The 25,861-nt window shown below is 75.1% G+C and carries 24 protein-coding genes; 7 read left to right on the top strand and 17 right to left on the bottom strand.

Annotated features, from left to right (window positions below; translation table 11 throughout):
* The first annotated feature begins 64 nt into the window (after positions 1 to 64).
* Positions 65 to 871, top strand: coding sequence for an IclR family transcriptional regulator (locus IE316_RS28395; RefSeq protein ID WP_190207373.1), 807 nt, complete (start codon positions 65 to 67; stop codon positions 869 to 871).
* Positions 872 to 1,046: 175 nt separating this feature from the next.
* Here the strand turns inward: IE316_RS28395 and IE316_RS28390 are convergent, their stop codons facing one another.
* Positions 1,047 to 1,352 carry a DUF5955 family protein gene (locus tag IE316_RS28390; protein ID WP_373311330.1) on the bottom strand — a complete coding sequence of 102 codons (306 nt, stop codon included), beginning with the start codon at positions 1,350 to 1,352 and terminating at the stop codon, positions 1,047 to 1,049.
* A 214-nt stretch (positions 1,353 to 1,566) separates the two neighbouring features.
* Between IE316_RS28390 and IE316_RS28385 the strand changes: the two genes are divergently transcribed.
* Complete coding sequence (locus tag IE316_RS28385) at positions 1,567 to 2,166, top strand: nucleotidyltransferase family protein (protein ID WP_190207371.1); 600 nt, start codon at positions 1,567 to 1,569, stop codon at positions 2,164 to 2,166.
* A 184-nt stretch (positions 2,167 to 2,350) separates the two neighbouring features.
* Positions 2,351 to 3,973, top strand: coding sequence for a malate synthase A (gene aceB, locus IE316_RS28380; RefSeq protein ID WP_190207370.1), 1,623 nt, complete (start codon positions 2,351 to 2,353; stop codon positions 3,971 to 3,973).
* Between the two features lie 4 nt (positions 3,974 to 3,977).
* On the opposite strand, the gene IE316_RS28375 is transcribed toward aceB, so the two are convergent.
* The 6 genes from IE316_RS28375 to IE316_RS28350 form a co-directional block, all read right to left on the bottom strand.
* Positions 3,978 to 4,271, bottom strand: a complete 294-nt coding sequence (locus IE316_RS28375; protein WP_190207369.1) for an Rdx family protein — start codon at positions 4,269 to 4,271, stop codon at positions 3,978 to 3,980.
* Positions 4,268 to 5,182 carry a HipA family kinase gene (locus tag IE316_RS28370; protein WP_190207368.1) on the bottom strand — a complete coding sequence of 305 codons (915 nt, stop codon included), beginning with the start codon at positions 5,180 to 5,182 and terminating at the stop codon, positions 4,268 to 4,270. Before IE316_RS28370 ends, IE316_RS28375 begins: the two co-directional genes overlap by 4 nt.
* Before the next feature lie 708 nt (positions 5,183 to 5,890).
* A complete protein-coding gene (locus tag IE316_RS28365) occupies positions 5,891 to 6,349 on the bottom strand; it encodes a cold-shock protein (RefSeq protein WP_190207367.1) in 459 nt (152 codons plus the stop codon).
* 171 nt (positions 6,350 to 6,520) lie between these two features.
* Entirely contained in the window at positions 6,521 to 6,967 is a 447-nt protein-coding gene (locus IE316_RS28360; protein WP_190207366.1) for a MerR family transcriptional regulator, read from the bottom strand.
* Between the two features lie 88 nt (positions 6,968 to 7,055).
* Positions 7,056 to 8,441, bottom strand: coding sequence for an MFS transporter (locus IE316_RS28355; protein ID WP_190207365.1), 1,386 nt, complete (start codon positions 8,439 to 8,441; stop codon positions 7,056 to 7,058).
* Positions 8,442 to 8,459: 18 nt separating this feature from the next.
* Complete coding sequence (locus tag IE316_RS28350; RefSeq protein WP_190207364.1) at positions 8,460 to 9,434, bottom strand: ScbA/BarX family gamma-butyrolactone biosynthesis protein; 975 nt, start codon at positions 9,432 to 9,434, stop codon at positions 8,460 to 8,462.
* Positions 9,435 to 9,581: 147 nt separating this feature from the next.
* Between IE316_RS28350 and IE316_RS28345 the strand changes: the two genes are divergently transcribed.
* The 3 genes from IE316_RS28345 to IE316_RS28335 all read left to right on the top strand — a co-directional run bounded on the left by IE316_RS28345 (position 9,582) and on the right by IE316_RS28335 (position 12,157).
* Positions 9,582 to 10,208, top strand: coding sequence for a ScbR family autoregulator-binding transcription factor (locus tag IE316_RS28345; protein WP_190207363.1), 627 nt, complete (start codon positions 9,582 to 9,584; stop codon positions 10,206 to 10,208).
* Positions 10,205 to 11,164, top strand: a complete 960-nt coding sequence (locus IE316_RS28340) for an NAD-dependent epimerase/dehydratase family protein (RefSeq protein ID WP_190207362.1) — start codon at positions 10,205 to 10,207, stop codon at positions 11,162 to 11,164. Before IE316_RS28345 ends, IE316_RS28340 begins: the two co-directional genes overlap by 4 nt.
* Before the next feature lie 72 nt (positions 11,165 to 11,236).
* Positions 11,237 to 12,157: a LysR family transcriptional regulator gene (locus tag IE316_RS28335; protein ID WP_229910586.1), complete on the top strand. Its 921-nt coding sequence runs from the start codon at positions 11,237 to 11,239 to the stop codon at positions 12,155 to 12,157.
* Between the two features lie 173 nt (positions 12,158 to 12,330).
* On the opposite strand, the gene IE316_RS28330 is transcribed toward IE316_RS28335, so the two are convergent.
* The 10 genes from IE316_RS28330 to IE316_RS28285 form a co-directional block, all read right to left on the bottom strand.
* Complete coding sequence (locus tag IE316_RS28330) at positions 12,331 to 13,170, bottom strand: TIGR03619 family F420-dependent LLM class oxidoreductase (protein ID WP_190207361.1); 840 nt, start codon at positions 13,168 to 13,170, stop codon at positions 12,331 to 12,333.
* Positions 13,171 to 13,312: 142 nt separating this feature from the next.
* Positions 13,313 to 14,551 carry a serine hydrolase domain-containing protein gene (locus tag IE316_RS28325; RefSeq protein ID WP_190207360.1) on the bottom strand — a complete coding sequence of 413 codons (1,239 nt, stop codon included), beginning with the start codon at positions 14,549 to 14,551 and terminating at the stop codon, positions 13,313 to 13,315.
* Positions 14,552 to 14,599: 48 nt separating this feature from the next.
* The gene (locus IE316_RS28320; RefSeq protein ID WP_190207359.1) at positions 14,600 to 15,277 is read right to left on the bottom strand and encodes an HAD-IA family hydrolase; all 678 of its coding nucleotides are present in this window, start codon (positions 15,275 to 15,277) and stop codon (positions 14,600 to 14,602) included.
* Positions 15,274 to 16,131 (bottom strand): sugar phosphate isomerase/epimerase family protein, encoded by an 858-nt coding sequence (locus tag IE316_RS28315; RefSeq protein ID WP_190207358.1) that lies wholly within the window; start codon positions 16,129 to 16,131, stop codon positions 15,274 to 15,276. Before IE316_RS28315 ends, IE316_RS28320 begins: the two co-directional genes overlap by 4 nt.
* Entirely contained in the window at positions 16,128 to 16,904 is a 777-nt protein-coding gene (locus IE316_RS28310; protein ID WP_190207357.1) for an SDR family NAD(P)-dependent oxidoreductase, read from the bottom strand. The genes IE316_RS28315 and IE316_RS28310 overlap by 4 nt, the downstream gene beginning before the upstream one ends.
* Before the next feature lies 1 nt (position 16,905).
* Positions 16,906 to 18,066, bottom strand: a complete 1,161-nt coding sequence (locus IE316_RS28305) for an alcohol dehydrogenase catalytic domain-containing protein (protein WP_190207356.1) — start codon at positions 18,064 to 18,066, stop codon at positions 16,906 to 16,908.
* Complete coding sequence (locus IE316_RS28300; RefSeq protein ID WP_190207355.1) at positions 18,063 to 19,193, bottom strand: ROK family protein; 1,131 nt, start codon at positions 19,191 to 19,193, stop codon at positions 18,063 to 18,065. The genes IE316_RS28305 and IE316_RS28300 overlap by 4 nt, the downstream gene beginning before the upstream one ends.
* Positions 19,194 to 19,231: 38 nt before the next feature.
* A complete protein-coding gene (locus IE316_RS28295; protein WP_190207354.1) occupies positions 19,232 to 20,515 on the bottom strand; it encodes a sedoheptulose 7-phosphate cyclase in 1,284 nt (427 codons plus the stop codon).
* 180 nt (positions 20,516 to 20,695) lie between these two features.
* Positions 20,696 to 22,369, bottom strand: a complete 1,674-nt coding sequence (locus IE316_RS28290) for an FAD-binding oxidoreductase (RefSeq protein WP_190207353.1) — start codon at positions 22,367 to 22,369, stop codon at positions 20,696 to 20,698.
* 293 nt (positions 22,370 to 22,662) lie between these two features.
* On the bottom strand, positions 22,663 to 24,204 hold the full coding sequence (locus tag IE316_RS28285; RefSeq protein WP_190207352.1) for an IucA/IucC family protein: 1,542 nt from the start codon (positions 24,202 to 24,204) through the stop codon (positions 22,663 to 22,665).
* A gap of 134 nt (positions 24,205 to 24,338) precedes the next feature.
* Here IE316_RS28285 and IE316_RS28280 point away from each other — a divergent pair, with 134 nt between their 5' ends.
* Positions 24,339 to 25,844 (top strand): IucA/IucC family protein, encoded by a 1,506-nt coding sequence (locus IE316_RS28280; RefSeq protein WP_190207351.1) that lies wholly within the window; start codon positions 24,339 to 24,341, stop codon positions 25,842 to 25,844.
* Positions 25,845 to 25,861: the final 17 nt, after the last annotated feature.

Here is a 25,861-nt window from a genome sequence, read left to right as displayed (position 1 = left end):
GCGGGGAGTCAACCAGCCGCCGGGTAGGCTTCTGCCCTCCCGTCCGCCCCGAAAGGAACGCGCCGTGCCGACGTCCAGCGCCAGCACCACCGACACCGCCAGGAACTCCGCCGGTGGGGGCGTCCAGTCCCTGGAGCGCGCCTTCGACCTGCTCGAACGGATGGCGGACGCGGGCGGCGAGGTCGGCCTGAGCGAGCTGTCCGCCAGCAGCGGCCTGCCGCTGCCCACCATCCACCGCCTGATGCGCACCCTGGTCGCCTGCGGGTACGTCCGTCAGCAGCCCAACCGCCGGTACGCGCTCGGCCCGCGCCTGATCCGCCTCGGCGAGTCCGCGTCCCGGCTGCTGGGCACCTGGGCGCGTCCGCACCTGGCCCGCCTGGTCGAGGAGACCGGCGAGACGGCCAACATGGCGCTGCTCGACGGCGACGAGATCGTGTACGTGGCCCAGGTGCCGTCCAAGCACTCGATGCGGATGTTCACCGAGGTCGGCCGGCGCGTGCTGCCGCACTCCACCGGCGTGGGCAAGGCGCTGCTCGCCGGGTTCCCGCCGGAGGAGGTGCGGGCGCTGCTGGCCCGCACCGGGATGCCCGCCGCCACGGAGAAGACGATCACCACGCCGGACGGCTTCCTCGCCGCGCTGGAGGAGGTGCGGGAGAAGGGGTACGCGATCGACGACAACGAGCAGGAGATCGGCGTGCGGTGCCTCGCCGTCCCGGTGCCCGACTCCCCCACCGCCGCGGCCATCTCGATCTCCGGTCCGGCCGGGCGGGTCACCGAGGCCGCCACCGACCGGATCGTGCCGGTGCTCCAGCAGGTCGCGGCGGAACTGTCGACGACCCTGCTGGCCTCGGGCGGCAACCCGACCGCCTGACCCCGCATCCGCCGGTTCCCGGACGGCACCCCGACCGCCCGGCCCGGCACCGCACCCGGGCGGCACCCCGACCGCCCGGCCCGGCACCGCACCGCACCCGGGCGGCACCCCGGCCGCCCGCCCCCGCGCCCGCGCCGATTCCCGGGCGGCCTCCCGGCCGCCCGCCGCCGCTCCCTCAGCCCCGCGGCGACTCCCCGAACCCCTCCACCGCCCGGCGAACCTCCGTCAGCGCCTCCGACAGGGCGCTGACGGAACCGAGCGCGCCGGCGAGCAGCAGCAGGGAGTGGCGCAGCCGGGGTCCCTCCGGGGCCCCTCGGGCGATCGTCTCGGCGAGGTCGGCGAGTTCGTCCTCGGCGATGGTCCGGTCGGGGAAGTCCGCGGGCAGCGCGGCGAGCCGGCGGCGCAGCCGGGACACGGCGGTCCGCAGCGCGGCCACCCGCACGTCCTCGTCGCCGCCGGTCGTCCGTTCCTGTTGCCCCACGCCCTGCAACACAGCCCCTCCCCCGCGCACGCCGTCGTGCGCCCCTGCCCCGGTGAACGTGCCGAGCGCCCCCGCCGGCGCTGGTCGGGCGCCCGGGACGCGGGTCAGTAAACGCCACCCGGGACCGGGCGCGCCAGCACGGGGGCCGAAATTCAGCCCCCGGAAACCCGCTGCTCGCCGGGGCGTCGGCGGCCCGGCCGGGTATGCAGGACGCATGACGGTTGAGGATGACCAGGTGGCCGCGGTGCTGCTCGCGGCGGGCGGCGGACGGCGGCTGGGCGGACGACCCAAGGCGCTGCTGACCCATCGCGGACGGCCCCTTGTCGATCACGCGGTGGGGGTGCTGCGCGCGGGCGGATGCGCCCGCGTGCACGTCGTGCTGGGGGCGCGGGCGGAGTCGGTCCGGGAGCGGGCGGCTCTGGAGGGGTGCGTCCTGGTGGACAACCCGGAGTGGGAGCGGGGCATGGGCACTTCCCTGCGCGCCGGGCTGGAGTCGCTGGCCGGGACGGGGGCGCGCGCGGCCCTGGTGGCGCTGGTGGACCAGCCCGGCATCGGGGCGGCGGCGGTGGCGCGGGTGCGCGGCGCGTTCCGGGACGAGGACTCCCTGGCGTCGGCCGTGTACGCGGGCGTGCGCGGCCATCCCGTGCTGCTCGGCGCCGCCCACTGGGCGGGCGTCACCGCGAGTGCCGACGGGGACCGGGGGGCACGCGCGTATCTGAGGGAGCACGCGGCGGCGATCACCCGGGTCGAGTGCGGGGACGTGGCCCGGCCGTACGACATCGACACCGAGGCCGACCTGGTGCATCTGGAGTGAGCGCCGTGGCACGGAGCGCCGGCTTGCCTCGACCCGGAGAATCTCGACATCAACAAACCATTGAAGTTCCACGATAAGGAAACTAGTATCCACTGACCAGAAGCATCCTTCCGCACAGAGGATGCGTTCCGCCCCATTCGTGCCCGTTGGCACCCGGTGCCACCGCTGAAGGAAGTGACAGCTCATGTCCGCACCAGCGCCGTCCCCGCTGGCCATCGTCGACGCCGAGCCCCTGCCCCGGCAGGAAGAGGTCCTCACCGACGCGGCGCTCGCCTTCGTGGCCGAGCTGCACCGGCGGTTCACCCCGCGCCGGGACCAGCTCCTCGCCCGCCGTGCGGAGCGCCGCGCCGAGATCGCCCGCACCTCCACACTGGACTTCCTCCCGGAGACCGCCGCGATCCGCGCGGACGACTCCTGGCGGGTCGCCCCGGCCCCGGCCGCGCTGAACGACCGCCGGGTGGAGATCACCGGTCCCACCGACCGGAAGATGACCATCAACGCGCTGAACTCCGGCGCCCGGGTCTGGCTCGCCGACTTCGAGGACGCCTCCGCTCCCACCTGGGAGAACGTCGTCCTCGGCCAGCTCAACCTGATCGACGCCTACACCCGCGCCATCGACTTCACCGACCCGAGGTCCGGCAAGTCGTACGCCCTGAAGGCGGACGAGGAACTCGCCACCGTCGTCATGCGCCCGCGCGGCTGGCACCTGAACGAGCGCCACCTCCGACTGGACGGCACCCCGGTCCCCGGCGCCCTGGTCGACTTCGGCCTGTACTTCTTCCACAACGCCCAGCGCCTGCTGGACCTGGGCAAGGGCCCGTACTTCTACCTCCCGAAGACGGAGTCGCACCTGGAGGCCCGCCTCTGGAACGACATCTTCGTCTTCGCGCAGGACTACGTCGGCATCCCCCAGGGCACCGTCCGCGCCACCGTCCTGATCGAGACGATCACGGCCGCGTACGAGATGGAGGAGATCCTCTACGAACTGCGCGGCCACGCCTCGGGGCTGAACGCCGGCCGCTGGGACTACCTGTTCTCCATCGTCAAGAACTTCCGGGACGGCGGCGCGAAGTTCGTCCTGCCGGACCGCAACGCGGTGACGATGACCGCCCCGTTCATGCGCGCGTACACCGAACTGCTGGTGCGCACCTGCCACAAGCGCGGCGCGCACGCGATCGGCGGCATGGCGGCGTTCATCCCCTCCCGCAAGGACCCCGAGGTCAACAAGGTGGCCTTCGAGAAGGTCCGGGCCGACAAGGACCGCGAGGCGAACGACGGCTTCGACGGCTCCTGGGTCGCCCACCCCGACCTGGTGCCGATCGCCATGGAGTCCTTCGACAAGGTCCTCGGCGACCGGCCGAACCAGAAGGACCGCCTGCGCGAGGACGTCCGGGTCGAGGCGGCCGACCTGATCGCCATCGACTCGCTGGACGCCAAGCCCACCTACGACGGCCTGGTCAACGCCGTCCAGGTCGGCATCCGGTACATCGAGGCGTGGCTGCGCGGCCTGGGCGCGGTCGCCATCTTCAACCTGATGGAGGACGCGGCCACCGCCGAGATCTCCCGCTCCCAGATCTGGCAGTGGATCAACGCCGGGGTCGTCCTCGACAACGGCGAGCGGGTCACCGCCGAACTGGCCCGCAAGGTCGCCGCCGAGGAACTGGCCGCCATCCGCGCGGAGATCGGCGACGAGGCGTTCGCGGCCGGCAACTGGCAGCAGGCCCACGACCTGCTCCTGACGGTCGCCCTCGACGAGGACTACGCCGACTTCCTGACCCTGCCGGCGTACGAGCGACTGCGGGGCTGAGCCGTCAGCGGGACCGTTCCGAGTGGCCCAGGGTCTTGCCCGGGGCCACTCGGTCGCGTACGGCCCGCTTGACGGCGGTCGGCTCGGGGAAGCCGTGCTCGCGCCGGTCCCAGACGACCTCGCCGCCGGCCCGGACGACGAAGACGCCGCCGGTGCCCGGCTTGAGCGCCAGTTCGGTCAGCTCGGCCTCGAAGGTGGTGAGCAGCTCCTGCGCCAGCCAGGCCGCGCGGGGCAGCCAGCGGCACTGGGTGCAGTACTCGATCTCCACCCGCCGCAGATCCGTCGTCCCGTCCGTCATCCCAGGTGCACCGACCAATCCTGTTCCGCCGCCGGCCGGCCGTGCAGGTCGGGGACCCGCTGGAGCCAGGCCGGCCGGCCCTTGCGGGTACGGGCCGCGCGCTGGGCCTCCTCGGCGGCGAGCTCCTCCCGGCTGGGGAAGCCGGTGGGCAGCCACGCCGGGGACGCCGCCACGCGCGCGTGGAGGTAGTCGACGTACGCCGTCCGTACGTCGTCGGGGCCGGCGAAGCCCTCCTCGCCGGTCAGCCAGGCGTCGGGGACGGCGGCCGTGACCTCGCGCAGCAGGTCGCGGGTGACCCGGGGGGCCAGCTCGGCGTCGGCGGCGCGCACATCGGGCCCGTAGTGGCCGAGGGCGTGGTGGCGGAAGTCGTACGCCTTGGCGGGGTCGGAGCCGTCCCAGCGGTGGTGGAAGACGAGGGCCGCGCCGTGGTCGATCAGCCACAGGCGGGGCGGCACGGTGCCGAGCGTCGGCCAGACCATCAGGTTGGAACTGTGCACCGTACGGTCGACGTTGACGGTGAGGGCGTCGAGCCAGACGATCCGGCCGGCCTCCAGCGGGTCGACGGGGAAGTCCCGCGCGACCTCGGGGGTGAGGTCGACCGCGCCCGGCAAGTGGTCCATCCCCAGATTGACGCCGGCGCTGGCCCGGTGCAGCTCCCGCACCTCCTGGTGGGGCTCGCTCTCGGCGATGGCCGGGTCGAAGCGGACCAGCACCAGCTCCGGGAAGCGCAGCCCCAGGGCGCGGGCCAGCTCCCCGACGATCACCTCGGCGACCAGCGCCTTGCGACCCTGCGCGGAGCCGGTGAACTTGACGACGTACGTACCGAGGTCGTCGGCCTCGACGACGGCGGGGACGGAACCGCCGGAGCGCAGGGGGGCGACGTAACGGGTCGCGGTGACATGTCTCAGCATTTCCGCAGCCAACCTGTCCCCTCAGCCTTACATTCCACGTCCGCTCCCATACTGCTTCTGGGGCGGGGCCTCCCGGGATCAGCCATGGGGAGAATCTGGGGAGTTTCGTTCGGCATGCTGCTCCCCGTCCTCTCCAACAGTCCGTCGATGGCCGTGCGTCCCTTGCTCCCGGCCTCTGGCATGAAGTGTGCATAGTAACCGAGGGTGATCGCTGACACCGGTCGACGGCCTCGACCCGGATCAGCGCAGTAGGCTCCGGTCCATGGGTGCGTTGTTACCGTTCCTGATCTTGATTGCGAGCCTCGCAGTGGTCCTGGGCTTTTTCGCGTGGCTGGCATCACGCATTCGTCGCCGGGGCCTCGCAGGCGGGGCCATGAGTGCGGCCTTGGCCTCCTACGAAGAGGCATTCCGGATCACGGCTCACGAATCCCACGTGGAAATCCGTGCTCAGGCAGAGCGCAAGGCGCCGGTCCTGTCGCCTGACGGTCACTGGAGGCGAGGTCCTGGTGGGGCCGGACCCGCGGGAACAGGGGCTCCTCGGCCGCTTCGGCCGCGTTCTCGCCGGTCCCGACGGGGGCTCGGCCGCTGGGTCGATCGACTGAGAGGCGATCGTTGACCAGTGGAAACGGTGTCGGTGGTGGCGGCCTTTCGCGCCCCCCGCGCGGGGCGGGGCGAGACCGCCGTCGGCCTCGCCCCCCGGTTCCGTCCTCAGTCCTCGATCCAGCCGTGGCCCTCGCTGAACTTCTTCAGTTCGTGGCGCAGTTGCAGGATCTGCTCCCCGGTGAGGCCGGGTGCCGCCTTCAGCAGCAGCTCGGTGATGTCCCGGGTGAACTCCTCGCCCGTGAGCACGTCGCACACCGGATAGTCCCCGTCCACCGACGCGCCGCTCTCCCCCGCCGACGCCACCCGGGTGTGCGCGAGCGCCGCGGACCTGCCCGGTGCGGGGACCACGGGCACCTCGGCGCCCTCGGCGAGCCGGATGCGGGACGCCCGCTGCCCGCGGTCGCCGTCCGCGATCTCGAACTCGACCGCCAGCCCCGGGCGCAGATAGTCCTCGGGTATCAGCAGATCGTTCACGTGCAGAAAGATGTCCTCGCCACCGCTCTCCGGCGCGATGAACCCGTACCCCCGCGTGCTGTCGAACCGCACCACACGCCCAGTCGCCATCAGACACACCCCCAGCCAGCCGCCCGGGCCCCTTGCCCGCCGCGCACCGATCGTAGTTTCCTCCGGCGCGGCGGCGCAGCCCACCGCCCGGACACCGCTCGATGACGGTGCCGGGCCGCCGGTCACCGCGCGGGCGAGGGGGAGTGCCGTTTCCCCGCCGGAGCGCGGGGTTCAGGCCGCGCCGCTGAGCAGTTCCCGGGGGCGCTCGGCGGTCGCGTCCCGCAGCTTCGCGCACCGGCCACGGCGGGCGACGGCCGCCGGGGCGCGCAGGTCGGCGAGCCGGGCCAGGAGCTGCTCGCGTACGGCGGTCAGGTCGTCGATGCGGCGCTGGATCACGGCCAGGCGCTGCTCGAAGACCTCGATCTTGGCGGCCGGGTCGTCGCAGCGGTGGTCGCCGATCACCTCGTCGCGCAGGCAGTCGCCGAGCAGCAGCAGGTCCTCGGTGGTCAGGCCCGCGGCGAGGAGGAGACGGATGTTCTCCACCACCTTCACGGCATCGGGCGGGTAGCTCCGGTACCCGTTGGACGAGCGTTCGGGGTGCAGCAGGCCGTGCTCCTCGTAGTAGCGCAACGCCCGGGTGGTGGTGCCGGTGGCCCGGGCGAGTTCTCCGATGCGCATGGGGCGACTCCTGTCGGGAACGGGTCGGCGGCGCGGCGTCCGCCGGCCCGGACCGGAGGGACCGGTGCCGGGCCGGCGGACGCGGCCGTCACTGGCTGACCGTCTCGGCGGCCGGGTGGGCGCCGCCCCCTTCCTTGCGGGCGGACGCCGGGGACTCGGGCGCGTCCGCCGGGGACTGATGGGCGGACGCCGAGGACCGCGGGGCCGGTGCCGGGGACTGCGGGGCCGGTGCCTGGGACTGCGGGGCCGGCTCCGGGGTGGCCGTCGAGGTGCGGCGGCGTTCACCGGCCTGCTCGCCGACGGCGAGGACCAGGGCCACCGCCGCGACGATCGCGCCCACCACCGGCAGCCAGCGCAGCCCGGCCCCGGCGGCGATGACCCGGCCGCCGAGCCAGCCGCCGAACGCGGTGCCCAGGTTGAACGCCGAGCTCTGCACGGTCAGCGCGAGGGTGCGGGCCTGCTGCGAGGCCACGTTGAGCAGCCGGGTGTTCACCGCCGGGATGACCGCGTAGTACGCGGCACCGAACAGGAACAGGAACACCACCGCCGGCACCTTCAGGGACGCCGTGGCGCCCAGCAGCAGCAGCGAGACGCCGAGCGCCGCCACCGACACGGAGACCGCGCCGAGCACCGAGCGGTCGGTGAGCCGGCCGCCGACCAGGTTGCCGACGGTGCCGCCGATGCCGAACAGCAGCAGGAGCACGGTCACCGTCGACTCGTCGAAGCCGACGCTGTCGGTGAGCAGCGGGGTGACGTAGGTGTACGCGGTGAAGGAGGCGGCCGCGGCCAGCGCGGTGACGCCGGTGACGATCTGCACCCGGCGGTCGCCCAGGACCCGGAGTTCGCCGAGGCGTCCCCGGTCGTCCTCCTCGGAGATGCCGGGGGTGTCGGGCGCGAGGGCGGCCACCGGGACCGCCGTGACGGCGAGGGTCAGCAGGGCGACGGCCCAGAAGGTGGCCCGCCAACTGAGCCACTGGCCCAGGGCGGCACCGATCGGCAGGCCCGCGATCATGGCCAGGCTGAAGCCCAGGGAGACCCGGGCGACCGCCGAGCCGCGCCGCTCGGGCGGCACGATGTCCGCGGCGATGCCGAAGAACAGCGGCATCAGCGCCGAGTGGGCGAGCGCCGCGATGATCCGGCCCGCGGCGAGCGGCAGGAACGAGGGGGCCAGGGCGGACAGCACGTTGCCCACGGCGTAGCAGGCCATGAGCGCGATGAGCAGCCGCCTGCGCCGGGCCCGGCCGGTGGTCAGCGCGAGGACCGGGCCGCCCAGGACGACGGTCATCGCGAACGAGCTGACCAGCAGGCCGGCGGTGGACAGGGACACATCGGCGTCCGAGGCGATGTCGGGCAGCAGACCGGCGATCATGATCTCGCCCGTGCCGAGGGTGAAGGAGCACAGGGTCAGCACGGCCAGCGCCCAGTTGGTGCCGCGCTCGGAACGCGTGGGAGTGGGGTTGTCGGAAGTCTGCATGTCTTCGAGGGTCAACCTTCACGCCGGGGTCAAGGTCAAGTCGGCGGCCGGGCGGGACGACCGCCCGGCGGTGTCCCGCGCCGGCCCGGACGCCAGGGTGAGTTCGGCGTCGAAGCAGGTGCGTTCGTGCTGGCGGATCACCACGCACACCCGGTCGGGGCCCAGCTTCTCGGCCTGCACCCAGCACGGCGCGTCCAGTTCGACGTACCGGGTGAAGCGGGTGCGCATCCCGGTGGTCCGCACCGGGCGCGGGTGGCGCAGGGCGCGGGCGGCCTGGCGGGCGGCGTCGAGCAGCAGGATGCCGGGGACGTGGTCCACCGGGTGGTCGAAGAGGACGGGGTGGTCCAGGTCCACCCGCAGTTGCCAGCGGTCGGTGGCGCCGCCGGCCGGGGAGAGCACCACGTCCTCGGGGCGGGTCCGGCCGGTGAGCCGGTGCGGCAGCGGCGCCGGGGCCGGCAGCGCGCGGGCCCGCGCGCTCTCCAGGTCGGCGTACTCGCCGCGCAGTCTGCGGTAGACGGCCGGGGGCTGGATGTGGAAGCGCGTGACGGCGGTGCCCAGCGGTGTGCCGTCGTGGGTGACGCGGGTGTGCAGGGTCAGCGCGGTGGCGCGGGTGCCGCGGCGGCGGATGTCGGAGCAGGTGATGTGCAGCATGACGTCCCGGTCCGGGCCCGGCGGCAGCGCCGCGCCGGGTTCCAGGGCGAAGTCGTAGCTCTCCCAGAGCAGATGGTGGCCGAGGGGCACGTCGTGCAGGGCGTGCGAGACCAGCGGCAGGGTCTGCCGGACCGTCTCCGTGAAGAGCAGCGGGTCGATCTCGTCGCCGCCGCCCAGGTAGAAGGGGTGGCTGCGGGGCCAGCGACCGCGGACGGCGAGGCTCTGCTCGCCGGTTTCCCGCCAGGCGGTCAGCAGGACCTCGGCCGGGTTCAGCTTGTGGACGTACTGTTGCGGCACGGATGCCCACTGCGGCATCGCGTGGTCCCGGGCGTTCCGGGTCACGATCCCTCCCTGTGGTGACTTCCGGCGCGGCCTTCGGGGTACGTCGCTGCACACGGGCGCCCCCCGAAACGGCCCGCCGATCGACAACGCGGATATTATAAAGGGCGATTGTTTTGTTTCTGTGAACTGCGCAAGGGAGCTGGTGCGGTGGGACGGCCCAAACAGGCCCGGGCGGTGCGGACGCGCGAGGCGCTGCTGCTGGCCGCGGCCGAGGTGTTCGACGAGTTCGGGTATCCGGCGGCCAGCGTCAGCAAGATTTTGGCCCGGGCCGGCATCACTCAGGGGGCCATGTACTTCCACTTCAAGTCCAAGGAGGACCTGGGCCGGGCCGTTCTGCTGGAGCAGGCGTCCATGCTGGAGCTGCCGGCCACCCCGGCGGGCCTGCAGCAGCTCATCGACATGACGCTGTACCTGGCCCATGAGCTCCAGCACAACGTGCTGTTCAGCGCCGGGGTGAAGCTGGCGGTGGAGCAGAGCGAGGCGGGCCTGGGCGACTTCTCCGTCTACCAGGACTGGATGGACCGCTTCCGTGCGGAGCTGGACGAGGGCGACGCCCACGGCGAGCTGCTGCCGCAGGTGGACACCGCCGAGTTCGCCCGGGTCCTGGTGGCCTCCTACACCGGCACCCAGCTCATGTCCCGGCTGGAGTCCCACCACCGGGACCTGCCCCGGCACATCGCCGTGCTCTGGTCCTACCTGCTGCCCGGCATCGCCACCCCGGCGACCCTGGCGCGGCTGATCGTCGACCCCGAGCGCGGGCGGGTACCGGCGTGAGCGACGGGCGGGTGCTGGTGACCGGCGCCACCGGTTTCGTCGGGTCCGCGGTGGTGCGCGTGCTGGCGGAACGGGCGGCGGCCGGGGGCCCCGCGGTGCGCGCGGCGGTCCGGTCGGTGCCGGCGGACGGGCCGCCGGGGGTGGAGTGGGTCCGCGCGGACCTGACCGACCCGGGCTCCCTCTCCGGGATCGCCGGGGGCTGCTCGGTGCTGCTGCACCTGGCGGCGCGGATCGCCGGGTCCGAGGAGGAGTGCGCGGCGGTCAACGTGGCGGGCACCGCCGCCCTGGTGGCCGAGGCCCGCGCGGCCGGTGTGCGGCGCCTGGTGCAGCTCTCCACGGCGGCGGTGTACGGCGCCGGGCCGCACCGCGGCATCCCCGTGGGCGGGGTGGCGGCGGAGCCGGTCTCGCCGGCCAGCCGGACCCGGCTCGCGGGCGAGCGGTTCGCGCTGGACGCGGGCGGGACCGTACTCCGCCCCGGCCTGGTCCTGGGCGCCGGGGACCGCTGGGTGGTGCCGGCGCTGGCGGAGCTGCTGGCCCGGGTGCCGGGCCGCTGGGACGGCGGGCGGGCGCTGCTCTCCGTGGTCGACGTGACGGACCTGGCCCGGCTGGTCGTCGCCGCCGGTCTCCGCCCCCGGCCGCTGCCCGGGGTGTGGCACGCCGGCCATCCGGTGCCGGTGCGCCTCGGCGACCTGCTGGACCGGCTCGCCGGGCTGGGGGTTCTGCCGACGGGCGGCCGGGAGCGGCCGGAACTGCCCCTGGAACACTGTCTGGAGCGCCTGCGGAGCACGCCCGGCAGGGTGTCGGAACGGCAGTTCCGGCTGCTCGCCGAGGACCACTGGTACGACAGCCGGCAGGTGTGGGACGCGGCCGGGTGCGCCCCGGGGCCGGGCCCGCTGGAACGGCTCGCGGAGGCCGCCGGCTGGTACCGGGAGCACCTGGGCGGGGCCCGACTGTGAGACGGGCCTCATCAACTTTACAAAACAATCGATCGGTTTTATTTTCGGAGAGTGATCAGTGACTCTCCCGCAGTGAGCGAGCACCGCGGCGGACCGTGGCCGGTGCCCGGCACGGCGGCCGACACGGCGGCCGTCGCCGACATAGGAATACGCCACCTGCGTTCCTTCCTGGCCCTCGCCGAGCACCTGAGCTTCACCCAGGCCGCGGTGTCCCTGAGGACCAGCCAGCCGTCCCTGACGCGCTGCATCCACCGCCTGGAGGAGTCCCTCGGTGTGCGCCTCTTCCACCGCACCACCCGCAGCGTCCGGCTCAGCGAGGCCGGGCTGAGGCTGCGCGAGGAGCTGAGGGTCCTGGTGCCCCGGCTGGAGTCGGCCCTGTCCTTGCCGGCCGACATCAGCACCCTGCGCATGGGCTTCGCCTGGCTCTTCCCCGACCATCTGCTGGACGGCGCGGTGAACCGCTTCGAGCAGACCTTCGGGGTCACCGTCGAACTCGTCCGGCGCGACACCCGCAACGCCGGCCTGGACGACGGTGACGTCCAGCTCGCCGTCCTGCGCGGGCGGCGGCCCGGCCGGGGGCTGCGCTCGGTGCTGCTCGCCGAGGAACGGCAGGTGGCCGCCGTGGCCCGCACCTCGCCGCTGGCCCGAAGACGCGCCCTGGCCTGGACCGACCTGGGCGGTCACCCGGTGGTGCTGAACACCGTCAGCGGGGCCACCCAGCCCGGGGACTGGCCCCCGGACGCCCGGCCCGCCAGGATCAGGCCGTGCGGCGGCTTCGCCGAGTGGCTGGAGCTGATCGCCGCCGGACAGGGCGTCGGTGTCGCGCCCGAACTGGCCCTGCACCGGCGCCCCCACCCCGGCGTGCAGTTCGTGCCGCTCACCGGGGCGCCGGCGCTGCCGCTGTGGCTGGCCTGCCCCTCGGCGGGGGCGCATCCGCTGGCCACCCGGTTCCTGGACCGGATGAGCCGCACGACGACACGGTCGGCGGCGTGAGTTGGGGTCGGGTACGGAGGGTGGCGCGTAGGGACGGTGGGGTGTGGACGTACGCGCGGTGGTATGGACGTACGCGGTGGTGGGCGTGGGTGTGACCGGTGGTGTGACCGGTGGGTGTGACGCGGCCCCCGGCCGGTGGCAGTCGCCTCCGGCCGGGGGCCGCGTCCCGGGTGTCACTCGCCGCGCCACTGGGCGATCGCCAGCTCGAAGCTGTCCAGGGCGCGTTCGACGAGGCCGCGCCCGGCGGCCGGCAGCATCGTCAGCACCCGGGTGATCCCCGCCCGTTCGCAGCGCTCCAGCACCCGCGGGTCGTGCGGCACCCCGGCGAGGACCACCGGGATCTCCCCGCGGCCGGCGTCCCGGGCGCGGGCCCGCAGTTCGCCGACCCGGTCGAGGGTGGCGCGCAGGGTGTCCTCGTTGCCGTAGTCGGGCAGCCAGGCGTCACCGTAGGCGAGCACCCGGTCGAGCACCTTCGGGCCCATGCCGCCGACCATGACCGGCGGGTGCGGCCACTGACGCGGCCTGGGCAGGGAGATCACTCCGTCGAACGAGACGGACCGGCCGGTGTAGGACGCCTCCGGCTCGGTCCAGATCGCCTTCATCGCCTCGACGTGCTCGCGCACCCGGGCGAACCTGCGGTCGGGGTCCACGCCGTGGTGCCGCATCTCCTCCCGCGCCCAGCCGCCGCCGACGCCGAAGTCGACCCGGCCGCCGGAGAGCTGGTCGACGCTGGCCACGGTCTTCGCCAGGACGATCGGGTCGTGCTGCGCCACCAGGCAGATCGCGCTGCCCACCCGCAGCGAACGGGTGGCGCAGGCGGCGGCCGTCGACGCCACGAACGGGTCGAGGGTCTCACGGAACCGGTGCGGTGCCGCCGCGGCCCCCGGGCCCGCCACCGCGTGCGTGTGCTCCGCGAAGTACAGCGCCGTGTGGCCGCGTTCCTCCAGCGACCGGGCCAGCGGCCCCGGGGGCATGGTGGCCGTGGTGGCGAACACGGAAGCGCCGGTTTCCATCGAGGGGGACTCCGATTCTCCGCCGTCGGGGGCGGGTTGGGGTGGTGCGGGAAACACGGGCAGGGCGGGTGCCGGGGCTTGTGGCCATGACACCCGCCGCTGCGGTGGTGCCGCGGGCGGATCCCGCCGGCGGCACCCTGGTTCAGGCGCTCAGTCGGGTGATCGACCGGGCGAGCGCCTTCAGCATCGAGGAGGCCCGCTTGTCGTCGGGACCCACCGCGATGAGCCTGTTGGTGATGTACGAGACGCCGACCCCCGCGCCGGGCCAGGCCAGGTGGGCGGAGCCGCCGCCGCCGTCGTGGCCGAAGGAGTCGCCGTCCACGCCGTCGCGCGGGGTGGCCCGCAGCCGGAAGCCGGCGCCGCCGTAGACCATCCGGATGTCGATCAGCGGGTCGGTCATCCGGACGTACTCGCGGCGCGCGTCGTCGAGGACCGCGCGGGAGACCAGGGCGTACTCCTCGCCGGGCTCGCGGGTGGCGTCGGCGGCGAGCAGGGAGTAGAGGCGGGAGATGGCACGGGCGGTGCCGATGACGTTGGCCGCCGGGATCAGCGAGGTGCGCCGCTCCGGGCGGTTCCACACCATCTCCTCGTGCGGGAACGGGATCGGGTTCTGCCAGATCCGCTGGGTCATCGGGTCGTCGCTGGTGAAGAACCCGGTGTACTGCTCCAGGAAGTGCGTGCCGTACTGGAGTTGCGCGACCTCCTCCGCCCGGTCGGCGGGGATGCCGTACGACATGTCGAGGCCGTGCGGGCCGGCGATCTCCTCGGCGAAGAACCGGTCGATGGTGCGGCCGTCGGCCCGGCGGACCACCTCGCCCGCGATCCAGCCCGCGGTGTACGGCCCGTACAGGATGCCCTTGGCGCGCTCGTCGTCCTCGGGGGCCTGGTCGGCGAGGAGGCGGGCCATGGCCTCGGGGTCGGTGATGTCCTCCTGGCCGAGCGGGGCGCGGACGCCGGGCAGTCCGGCGGTGTACGTCATGACCTGGCGCAGGGTGATGCGGTCCTTGCCGTGGGCGGCGAACTCGGGCCAGTAGTGCGCCACCGGGGTGTCGAGGTCGATGACGCCCCGGTCGACGAGGACCAGCAGGGTGATCGCCACGATGCCCTTGCTGCCGGAGAAGATCAGGGACTTGGTGCCGGCCTCCCAGGGGCGGCCGGTGCCGGCGTCGGCGGTGCCGCCCCAGATGTCGATCACCTTGGTGCCGCGCCACCAGGCGCAGAAGGCGCCGCCCAGTTCGTCGCGTTCGCGCAGGTTGCGCTCGAACTCCTCGCGCACCGACTCGAATCCCTCGGCGACGTAGCCGTGCACGGCGGCCGAGCCGGTGCCGGTGGGGATGCCGGCGGTCAGGGTCTCGGGGGTGGTGTCGGGCAGGGTGGTCATCGCTGTGTTCTCTCTCCCTCGGATGGTCGGTGGGCGGGGCGGGCCGGGTCAGGCGGCGGGGGCGGGGGCGCGGTGCAGGGTCACGTCCAGGAGGCCGGAGGCGGTGCGGCGGACGGTGACCTCGCACAGGTCGCGGACCCGGGCCAGGCCCTGGGCGGCGGGGCCGTCGTGGCCGCCGACGACCACGGGCGTGGCGCCCGAGGCGCGGGCGGCGCGCAGGCCGGCCTCGGCGTCCTCGAAGACGACCGTGCGGGCCGGGTCGACGCCGAGGGCGGCGGCGGCCGCGAGGTAGCCCTCGGGGCTGGGCTTGCCCTCGGTGACGTCGTCGGCGCTCACCAGGACCTCGGGCACGGGCAGGCCGGCCGCGGCCATCCGGCGGTGCGTCAGCTCCCGTCCGGCGGAGGTGACCACGGCCCAGCTCCCCGCGGGCAGCGCGGACAGCAGCCCGGCGGCGCCGGGCACCGGCACGATGCCGTCGACGTCCGCCACCTCCTCCGCGACCAGCCGGGCGGTCTCGGCCGCCGCGTCGGTGCCGGGGGGCGCGTAGCGGGCCACGGTCTCGCCGGTGCGCCGGCCGTGCGCGGTGGCGAGGATCTCCTCGGCGTCGAGTCCGTGCCGGCGGGCGAAGCGGCGCCAGGTGCGTTCGACGACGACGGTGGAGTCGACGAGGGTGCCGTCCATGTCGAACAGCAGCGCCGTAGGGGTCAGGGTGGTACGGGGGGTCATCGGGGCACCTTCACGGGTCGGGTGGGGCGGGCGGCGAGGCGGTCGGCGGCGCGCCTCGCCCAGGCGAGGTCGGCGTCGAGGGGGCCGGGGTCGCCGTCCCGGTAGTCGTTCTCCAGGACCAGGGCCCGCGGGCGCGGCCCGGTGCGCGCGTAGGCGGCCAGGACCTCCTCCAGGCGTCCGTCGCCGGCGCCCAGCGGCGGTCCGGGCCGGCCGTCGACGCCGTCCTTGAGGTGGACCTGGTCGGCGAGGTGGAGGCCGGTGGCCTCGGTCCACCGGGCGGCGTCGAGGCCGGCCGCGCGCAGGTTGTAGGTGTCCAGCAGCAGCCGGAACGCCGGGGAGCCCACCCGGTCCACCAGTTCCAGGGCCCGGTCGGCGGGCAGGGCGTTCTCCGAGGCCAGCAGCAGCCCGCGGGCCTCGGCCTCCCGGGCCGCCCAGCCGAGGACGGCCGCGGTGCGCGCCAGGTCGGCGGGGGTGTCGATGGCGCTGCGCCGGAAGCTGGGCACGAACACCTGCGCGACGCCGAGCAGCCGGGCGGTGTCCAGCAGCCGGACCAGCACGGCGCGGGCGTGCGCGGCGTCGGCCGAGCCGGGTGCGGCCGTGAGCCCGATGTCGTTGAGCGTGTTGGCGGTCAGGGCGAGGAGTTCCACGCCGGTGGCGGCGACGGCCTCCCGTACCGCCTCGGTGGCCGCGGGGCCGTCGAGGGGCGCGCCGCGGCCGGGGCCGCCGAGGTCGAGCTGGACGCCGTCGGCGCCGGCCCGCGCGGCGAGCCGTACCGCCTCGGCGCCGCCCGCGGGCAGCCTCCAGCCGGTGACGCCGACGCGCGGCCGGGCGGTGTCGGTGACCTGGCCGCTCATGCCGTGAGCACCCGGCTCTGCGAGACGGGACGGGCCTCGCGTACGGAGTGCCACCGGCCGCCGCGCTCGACGACCAGGCTGTCGCCGTGGTGGGCGGACGGGTCGGCGGTGACCAGCGCCCGGGCGAGCGGGGCGAAGTCGGCGGGCACCATGTAGTCGCCGTAGTCGAAGTCGGCCGGGCGGCGCGCGCGGATGCCCGGGGTGTCGACCATGCCGGCCGGCAGCGCCTGGACCACGCGGACGCCGTCGCCGCCCCGGTCGCTCTCCTCCTGGGCGACGGAGTCCAGCAGGGCGGCCGCGGCGGCCTTGGTGGCGGCGTAACCGGCGCGGCCGGGCCCGGCGTTGTAGACGACCTCGGAGGAGATGCCGAGGAAGAGGCCGGTGCCGGACCGGCGGAGGCGGCCGAGGGCGGCGGAGAGGGTCAGCCACAGGCCGTTGAGGTTGACCTCCACCTGGTGGCGCCACTCGGGTTCCCCGGTCTCGTCGAAGAGGGCGCGGCGGGTGCCGTAGGAGACCGCGGCGTAGCAGACCGCGTGCAGCGGGCCGGTGGTGGCGCGGGCCAGGGCGGCGCGGGCGGCCGCGCGGTCGCCGAGGTCGACGGCGGACCAGTGCAGCGCGTCGGCGCCAGGTCCGGTGGGCCGGCTCCGGCTGAGGACCGTGACGTCGAGGCCGGCCGCGGCCCAGGCGTCGGCGACGCCCCGGCCGATGCCCGTGGACCCGCCCACCACGAGGGCGCGGCGGCCGGCCGGGGAGTGCTGGGGGTTGGCGGACATGTCAGTTCTCCAGGTTCGGGGCGGTCGGCGGTGCGAGGCGCACGGCGAGTTTGACGAGGCGGCGGCCCTCCCAGGTGCGGTCGCGGCCGGCCGCGAGGTGGCGCATGATCCGGGCCGCCTGGTCGATGCCGGTGACGTGGGTGACGAGGTCCCGGTAGCGGTCGGGGGCGGCGCCGAGTTCGGCGGCGGCGGTGCGCAGGTGGCGGTCCGAGACGCCCCGGTGGCCGCAGAGCCGGACCCGGGCGCCGGTGGTCGCGGTGACCGTGACGCCGTGCGCCGGGTCGGGCCGGCCGCCGCAGTTGGCGGCGCGTACGGCGGCCAGGGCCACGCCGGGCAGGAGGGGGCTGGTGGCGTCGGCGGGCACTCCGCCGACCAGGTCGACGGCGAGGTCGCGGCCGGTGGCCCGCAGCACCTGTTCGAGGCAGGTGAGGGTGGCGTCCCGGGGGGTGGCCAGGACGACGCCGAGCGGTCCCTCGCCGAGGACCTCGCGCAGGGGTTCGCGGCCGTCGCGGGCCGCCGCCAGGTCCTCCGCCGTGAGCAGCACGTCGGCCCGGTGGGCCCGATCCCGGCTCCAGCGCAGCCCGGCCTCGGTGTGGTGGACGTGCACGGTGCGCACGGCCGGCCCGAGGCGGCGGGTGGCGGCGCGGACGGCGAGGTGGCCGACCGTGCCGTCGCCGACCACGAGGAGCGTACGGGGCCGCTCGGTGGCCAGGACGGACAGCGCGTAGCAGACGGTGGCGAGGGGTTCGAGCAGGGCGGCCAGGTCACCGGCGGCCAGGTGCTCGGGCAGCGGGGTCACCAGTCCCCCGTCGACCGCGGTCGCGGGGATCAGGGCGCGTTCCTGGAGCAGGCCGTCGACGTGGTGGCCGAGCAGGAAGGACGGGTCGGACGGGTGGGTGGGGTTGATCACCACGCGGGTGCCCGGGGCGAGCCCGGGGTCGACGCCGGGGCCCGCCTCCAGGACGACGGCCGAGCCCTCGTGGCCGATGACGGGGGCCGGGTCGTCGCGCAGGCCGCGCAGCATCTGCAGGTCGGTGCCGCACAGCCCGGCGGTCTGCGGCGCCACGAGGAGTTCGCCGGCGACCGGACGCGGGGTCGGCCGGTACTCCACCCGGACCCGGCCCCCGGACCGGACGATGGCGCGGTGCGCGGCCCGGGTCATGCGGTCACCTCCAGCGCGGTGTCCAGGGCCGCCCGCGACGCGGCGATCCCCGCGCCCGCGAGGGGGTCGGCCTCGCCGGGGCCGGCCAGGGTGATCCGGCGTTCGATCCAGTCCGGGGCCAGGTCGCTGGTCAGGTAGAGGCCGGCCCGGTCCAAGTGCGCCAGCAGTGCCTCGCGGTAGTGGTGGCCGAGGCCGTGCACCACACCGCCGGTCAGCACGGTCTCGTCGATCTCCGGGTCGAGGCAGAGCGCGGTGCGCAGGACGCCGGCCATGGGCGCGGTCGCGGTGGCGAGCAGGTCGCGGGCGAGGGGGTCACCGGCGTCCAGGGCGGCGCGCAGGGCCGGCTCGAACTCCTCTCCGGCGGCGGTGCGCCGGCCGAGCTCCGAGCGGTCCCAGCGCCGCGGGTCCCGGTCCCGGGCCGCCGCGGCGAGCCGGTTGATGCCGGGGCCGGAGGCGTAGGCGGCGACGTGTCCGGGCCGGCCGCAGTCGCACAGCGGTACGGGGGTGGGGGCGTCCGGTGCGGGGGCGGCCGGGGCCTCGGGGTCCGTCGGGGCCGTCGGAGTCCCGGCATCTGCCGGAATCCCGGAGGCTCCCGGGACCGCCAGGGCCGCCGGCAGGTGGCCGATCTCGCCCTGGAGGCCGGCGCCGTCCACGGGGACGGTGCCGGTGCGCAGGTCCAGGGTGCGGCAGGCGATGCCCGTGCTGACGGTCGCCAGCAGCAGCTTGCGGTGGCCTCGGCGGTGCGGCGCGGACGCGGCGTGCAGCAGCGCCGCCGTCACGTCGTTGACGATGTGCCAGCGCACGTCCGGGCGGCGGGCGCGCACCGCGCCGAGCAGGTCGAAGGAGCCGCTGTGGCCGCCCCACAGCGGCGCCGAGGCGTACACGGTGCCGCCGCGGTGGTCGAGGGCGGCGCCGAACGACACCCCGGCCACCGTGTCGTGCGGGCCCAGCGCCTCGCACAGCGCGTCGGCCATCCGCCGCTGGAGCGCGGGGACCGGCTCGCCCGGGTGGGTGCGCATGCTGGGCGAGGGGCGGCGGGTCACCTCGCGGACGCCCCGGCCGGGCGACCAGACGGCCCGGCGCAGATGGGTGCCGCCCACGTCGATGACGGTGATGTCGTCGGCCACGTCTCCTCCTCTCCTCGGGTCGGTCCGGGCCGGGCGGGTCAGGACGCCACGGCCACCAGATCGTCCTCGGCGGCCCGCTCCTCGGCGGCCGGGTCGCGCAGCGCGGCGGCGCGGTGGTGGACGAACTCCAGGGCCCGTTCCAGTTCGCCGCGGGTGAGGTCGTTGACGAACCGGACCCGTCCGATGCCGTCGGTGAGCGGCACCCGCTGGAGGCCGTCGCGGTGCTTGACGGCGTCCCGCAGGGCCTCCTCCAGCAGGTCGGGGGTGAACACCGGGTGGGTCAGCGGCAGTCCGGTGGTGTGCATCAGGCGCAGCGCCCGGTCGGTGTCCTCGGCGCCGAGCAGCCCGCGCAGATGGGCGAGGGCGACGCAGATGGCCATGTCGACGGCGACGGCCTCGCCGTGCAGCAGCGGCGGGTCGGCCCGCAGTTCCAGGGAGGGGCTGAAGGTGTGGCCGTAGTCGACCGACCGCTCCAGGACCCGCTCCCACAGGTTGGGTTCGAGTTCGTCGAGCATGCCGGCGATGGCCCGGGAGATGACCTCGGTGGCGGCCGGGCCGGACGCGGCCAGCGACCGGGGGGTGCTGTGCGCGGCGGTGGACTCCAGCAGCCGGAACAGGGCGGCGTCCTTGACCAGCGCCATCTTGATGATCTCGGCCATGCCGTTGGTGATGTGCCGGGGCTCGACGGTGGCCAGGAACTCGGGGTCGATCAGCGCGGTCTCGGGGGCGTAGTAGGTGCCGAGCCGGTTCTTGTGGTGGCCGTGGTTGACGCCCGTCTTCACGCCGACACCGGCGTCGACCTGGCCGAGCAGGGTGGTGGGGACCCGGATGTAGGGCACGCCCCGGCGGTAGAGGCTGGCCGCGAACCCGGCGATGTCCAGGACGACTCCGCCGCCGACGGCCAGGATCTTCTCGGTGCGGCGCAGCAACCCCATGGCCGTCATCGCCTCGGTGACCTCCACGGCGCTGGCGAGTTCCTTGGCGGACTCGTCGCCGGGCAGGACCTTGAAGGAGGCGTCGATCCGCCAGGTCTCCAGGTAGCCGCGCAGCCGCTCGCCGTAGAGGGCGTCCACCTTGTCGTCGATGACCACCAGGCAGCGGGCCGGGGTGCGGCCGTCGGCCCCGCAGGCGCGGGCGAGCACGGGGTTCACCGGGTTGAGCAGCCCGCGCACGATGCTGACGTCGTAGCCGACGGGTTCGCGGGACTCCACGCGCCAGGTGAGACCGGGCGGCTTGGGCAGGTCGGCGGGGAGCGGGGTGCCGACCGGGGCCGGGGCGGCGGCGGGGGCCGGCGCGGGGGCGGTGGGGGCGGAAACGGACATGTCACAACCTCATTCCTGGCAGGGCGGGGCGCGGTGGCGCGGTCCTGCCGTGGCGTCGGGTGGGTACGGGTACGGACCCGGGGCCCGGTGGGCGCCGTCCGCCGCCGGTCGCGCGGCGGTGGGCGCCGGGGCGGCACCGGGGGCGCGCGTGACGGCGGCGCCCCGTGCCCGGGGGCGGGGTCAGAGCCGGACGGACTGGCGGTGCCGGAAGACGTCGTTGGGGTCCCAGCGGCGCTTGACCTGCCGCAGACGCCGGTAGTTGTCCTTGTAGTAGAGGTGGTGCCAGGGGACGGAGGACCGGTTGAAGCGGGGGTCCCCGAGGTCGGCGTCGGGGTAGTTGACGTAGCAGCCGTCGGTGCGGTCGTCGGGCACCGGGACGCCGCCGGTGGCGGCGTAGACGTCCGCGTAGACCTCGCGTACCCAGCGGATGTTGGTGTCGTCGTCGGCCGGGTCGTCCCAGTACGCCTCGTAGGTGACCTTCATGATGGCGTCGCGCTGGGCGACCGCCGTGGCGTCGGGGGCCACCGAGGCGATCCGGCCGCCGGTGGAGGGGATGACCAGCCCGGCGATCCGGCTGTGCTGCTCGGCCGTGGTCAGGTGCTGGTGGAGGGTGTCGATCTGGGCGCGGGTGAAGCCCTTGCGGTGGTACGCCGACTTGTGCTTGCCGCGCATGTTCGGGTCGGTCTGGGTGGGGCTGCCGGTGCCGACGTACCGGGTGGCGCGCAGCCAGGGCAGGCGCTGGACGGTGACGTAGCGGGAGCGGGCGGGGGTGCCGACCCGCTCGGGCACCCGGACGGTGTCGTTCAGGCCCAGCGCGGTGGTCAGGCCGTCGCAGAACTCCCGCAGCAGCCGGGGGGCGTCGGCGGTGGTGGCGTCCATCTGGGCGAGCAGGGTGATGTCGCCGGTCGCCCGGTGGTTGGGCATCAGCCAGGAGCACAGGCCGGTGTAGGGCGAGGAGGCGTCGCTGTGCTCCTCCAGCCAGGTGCCGTAGTGCTCCAGCAGGCCGGTGAAGCCCTCCTTGGTGATGTCGTCCCAGGGCCAGGCGGCGGAGGCGATGAAGACCTCGGCGGGCGGCGCGGGCAGCAGGGTGCGCGGGTCGTCGCCGGTGGCGTCCGGGGAGCGGAACCAGTAGCGGGTGATGACGCCGAAGTTGCCGCCGCCGGCGCCGGTGTGCGCCCAGAACAGGTCGTGGTGCGGGTCCCGCGGGTCACGGGTGGCGACCACGCTGCGGGCCCGCCGGTCCGCGCCGACCACGACCACCTCCACGGCGTGCAGGTGGTCCACGGTCAGGCCGTGGGCGCGGGAGAGCATGCCGTAGCCGCCGCCGCTGACGTGTCCGCCGACGCCGACGGAATAGCAGGCGCCGCCGGGGAGGGTGACGCCCCAGCCCTCGTAGAGGGATTCGTAGACGTGCAGCAGGGTGGCGCCGCCTTCCACGGCGAAAGCGGAGCGGTCGGTGTCGAAGGAGACCCGGTCCATGAGCCGCATGTCGATGACGACCTGCGTTTCGGAATGGAAGACGAAATCCTCGAAGCAGTGGCCGCCGCCCCGGATACTGAGGCGTTTGCCCTCGTCCACCGCCCGCTGTACGGCGTCGACGACCTGCTCGGTGGTGCGGGGCAGCACCACGCGGTCGGGGTCGGCGACGAAGCGCTGGTTGAGCCCGGATATCAGGTCGCCGTAGCGGCTGTCGGTACGGGTGACGACGACCGCTTCCGGTGCGGCGGTCGCGGTCGCGCGGGCCGGCCGGGCGGTGGCCGGGGCGGCGGAGGCGGGGCCGGTCGCGGTGACGGCCGCGCCCACGGCGGCACCGGATCCGGACAGCAGAAAGCGGCGGCGATTCAAGCCTGTCATGCGAGAACTCCCCCGAGCGGTGGACGTGCTTCCGCGATGTACGCATGGGATTCCGCTCCCGCCGTATGTCCGGTGGGAGCGGAACCCGAGGACGCGGGAAAAAGTAGAACGCCCGCGCCGGGGAAGACAAATACAGGTCGTCTTTCTTTTATGCGGTCGCCGTAATAGCGATACCTTTCATTCGGCGGGCGCAACAATCGCGGTGCCGTTCGTCCACGTCGTGGTGTGCCCGGCGCCGGGGGCCGGGCGGGCGGGCCGTCTCCTATGCGTGGTCCGCATGAGCCCGGGGGGCCTCACCCGGAGGGGGTGGTGGGCCCGGTCAGGGGGTTGGGCAGCGGGAGGTAGCGGGCGGCGGCGCCGTCGGCGCCGGTCCAGCGCAGCAGCAGGTTGGTCTTGCCGGGCAGGGTGGGCGCGGTGAGCAGGGCGGCGGCCTCGGGCAGGCCGTGCCCGGCCAGCGCGCGGCGGACGGCGGGCCAGGGGTCGAGGCCGGGGTGGCGGTCGGCCAGGGCCGCGGCGATCTCGGTGAGGTGGTTGACGACCAGGCAGTACACCAGCCGTTCCCAGCCCGCCGCCCGGTCCGTGCCGGGGAGCAGCTTGACGCCCTCGGCATCGCGGAAGAGGGCCTGCACGGGCATGCCGCCGACGTCCACGGCGACGAGGGTGTTCTGCAGGTGGGCCTCCAGGACGACGCCGTGGTCGGCGAAGACGGTCAGCGCCGGGGGCACGACCTGTGCGAGGTACGCCTCCCACCAGGCGGCCGGGTCGGCGGCGGTGTCCAGGGGGCTGCCCGGGAAGCCCTCCGCGAGGGCGGCGGCCAGCAGCGGGGTGGCGCCGGGCAGCAGATGGCCGCGGAGCCCGTCGCGGACCAGGACGGCGAGTTCCTCGAAGGCGAAGCCGGCGGTGCGGTAGCCGCGGTCGGAGAGCCAGGCGGCCGGGGTGCCGAGCGCCGCGAAGGCGGTGCGGGCGGCGGTGTCGGTGCGGCGCAGCCGGAGCAGATCGTGCCGCCAGAGCCGGCGGATGTCGTTGGTGATCCGCACGTCCAGGCTGAACTTCAGGAACAGGTCGCGCTCGGGGGCGTACACGGTGCGGACGGCGGCCGTCGGCCGGGCGGTGAAGGAGGTCTCGCCGAGCCGGACGAGGCGGCCGTCGGCGAAGGCGGGCGCGAGGTCGCGGGCGACCAGGTCGAGCTGCCAGGGGTGGGCGGGCAGCAGCCGGTAGCCGGGCGGGGCCTCGCCGAGTGCGTCCAGGGCGCTGGTGTCGCCGTCCTCGACGACCGTGTCGGCGCGCACCCCGAGCAGCGTCAGCGGGAACCGGGCGTACGCCTCGGGGGCGTACGGCAGCCAGGCCGCGGCCGGGCCGCCGCCGCGGGCCTTGGGCGCGGGGTGGTGGGGGTGCCCGGTGACCAGGGACTGCTCGGAGCGGAGGTAGGGGTCGTCGGGGGGTGTGGCCCGGGCGCGGGCGGTGAGCAGCGCGGCCAGGGCGTCCCGGCTGTCGAGCATCTCGGCGGGCAGTTCGTGGTTGGGCAGGCCGGTGTGGCGGCGCAGTTCCTCGGCGACGAGCTTCACCAGTTCGGGGTGGTCGAGGCGGTGCCAGGCGCCGGCCGCGCGCAGCTCCGGTTCGGCGGGGCGGCGCCCGGCGCGCACCCGCAGCAGCCTGCCGCTGGGCAGCTCGTACCCGGGCCGGCCGGCGGGGCTGTCCGGCAGGGGCCGGGCCACCTCGCGCAGCAGGCAGTTGAGCAGGGGCGCCGCCGCGTGGGCGTCGGCGCGCGCCGCGACACCGGCCGGGGTCGCGGCGGCGTCGTCGGCGGGCGGGGGCAGGACATCCACGCGTTCCACTCGTTCCTGGGGTCCGTCAGGGGTCGGAGACGATCAGTGGACCAGTATGTCGGTGGCCGTCACTCCCCCGTGACGCCGTGCGGCCGTGCCGCCCCGACGCCGTGACGTCCTACGCGTACCCGAGGAGCCCGCCCGTGCACCGTCCCCCCACCGCCGAGACCGAGGTCGCCCGGGAGCTGGCCGCGGTGCGGCCCGGTCTGCTCCCCCGGTTCACGGCCGGGCTGCCGGGCGCCCGCGCGGCCGTGCTGTCCCGGCTGTGGCGGGCGCTGGCGCACGAGCCGATGCCGTGGCGGACCGGCCGGACGCCGGGACGGGACGGTACCGTCCTCACGCTCCGGGACGGCCGGACGCTCTCCGGGCCGCACGCCGACCCGTACCGCACCGACGCCTATGTGCGGTCCGTCCGCCTGGACGCGGTGGTGTACGACGACCCGGCCCGGCTGATGGCGGACCTCGCGGTGCCGGGCGGTGACGCGCTGGCGGCCGAACTCGACCACTGTGTGGCGTCCCTGGCGTTGTCGAGGGCCGGGCGGGAATTTCACTCGGACGAGTGGCCGCGGACGGGGTGGGAGTGGGAGCAGCGGGTGGTGGACGGGCATCCGTTCCATCCGAACTGCCGGTTCCGGCCCGGGTTCTCGGTGGCCGAGCAGTTGGCGTACGGGCCCGAGCACGGGCCGGTGGTGGCGCTCGGGCAGGTCCCGGTGCCGGCGACGGAGTGCCTGGTGAGCGGGGAGTGGCCGGCCGGGATGCGGGACGGGGGGCGGGTGCTGCTGCCGGTGCACCCGTGGCAGGCCGCGCATGTGCTCGGGCAGGCGGCCGGGGGGCGGATCGACGCGCATCCGCTGATGTCGCTGCGCACTCTGGCGGTGCCCGGCGGGCCGCACGTCAAGACCGCGCTGAGCGCCCGGCTGACCTCCTCGGTGCGGGACATCTCCGTGGCGTCGGTGGCGGCGTCGGCGGCCCTGTCGGCGTTCGGCGAGCGGCTCGCGGCGCACGGCGACGGCCTGCTGCACATCACCCGCACGCTGGGCGCGGCCACCGCCCACTCCCCCGACCTGGCCGCCGTCCTACGGGAGCCGCCGGAGGTGTACGCGGGGCCCGGGGAGCGGGTGGTGCCGGTGGCGGCGCTGGCGACCACCTCGCTGCCCGCGTCGCCCGCCTGGCTGGCCCGGTTCGCGCGGCTCGCCCTGCGGGCCGGGCTGCGGGCGCTGGAAGTGGGCGCCGCGCTGGAGGCGCACGGCCAGAACCTGCTGGTCGTGCTGGACGCGGCGGGCGAGCCGCGCCGCCTGGTCTACCGGGACCTGGCCGACCTGCGGGTCAGCCCCGCCCGGCTGGCCCGGCACGGCATCGCGGTCCCCGACCTGCCCGCCCGGATGATCACGGACGACCCCGAGGTGCTGCGCCGCAAGCTGTTCGGTTCCCTGGTGGCCGGGGCGCTCGCGGCGACGGCCGGTGACGGGGCCGCCCTGCGGGACGCGCTGGAGGCGGCCGTACGGGAGCTGCCGCGCACGCCCGACCTGGTGGCGCTGTGCGAGCGGCCGCTGCCCGCGAAGGCGCTGACGCTGATGCGGCTGACGCCGCGGCGGTCCGGCGACCTGTGGGCGGAACTGCCCAATCCGCTGCGGCACCCGTCCTGTTGAGGGCGGCCCGTTTTGGA

This window comes from Streptomyces fumanus (assembly GCF_014655295.1).
GTDB classification, from domain to species: Bacteria; Actinomycetota; Actinomycetes; order Streptomycetales; family Streptomycetaceae; genus Streptomyces; species Streptomyces fumanus.
The sequence above is the reverse complement of the archived record's forward strand: the minus strand, read 5'-3'. Positions and strand labels throughout refer to the sequence as shown.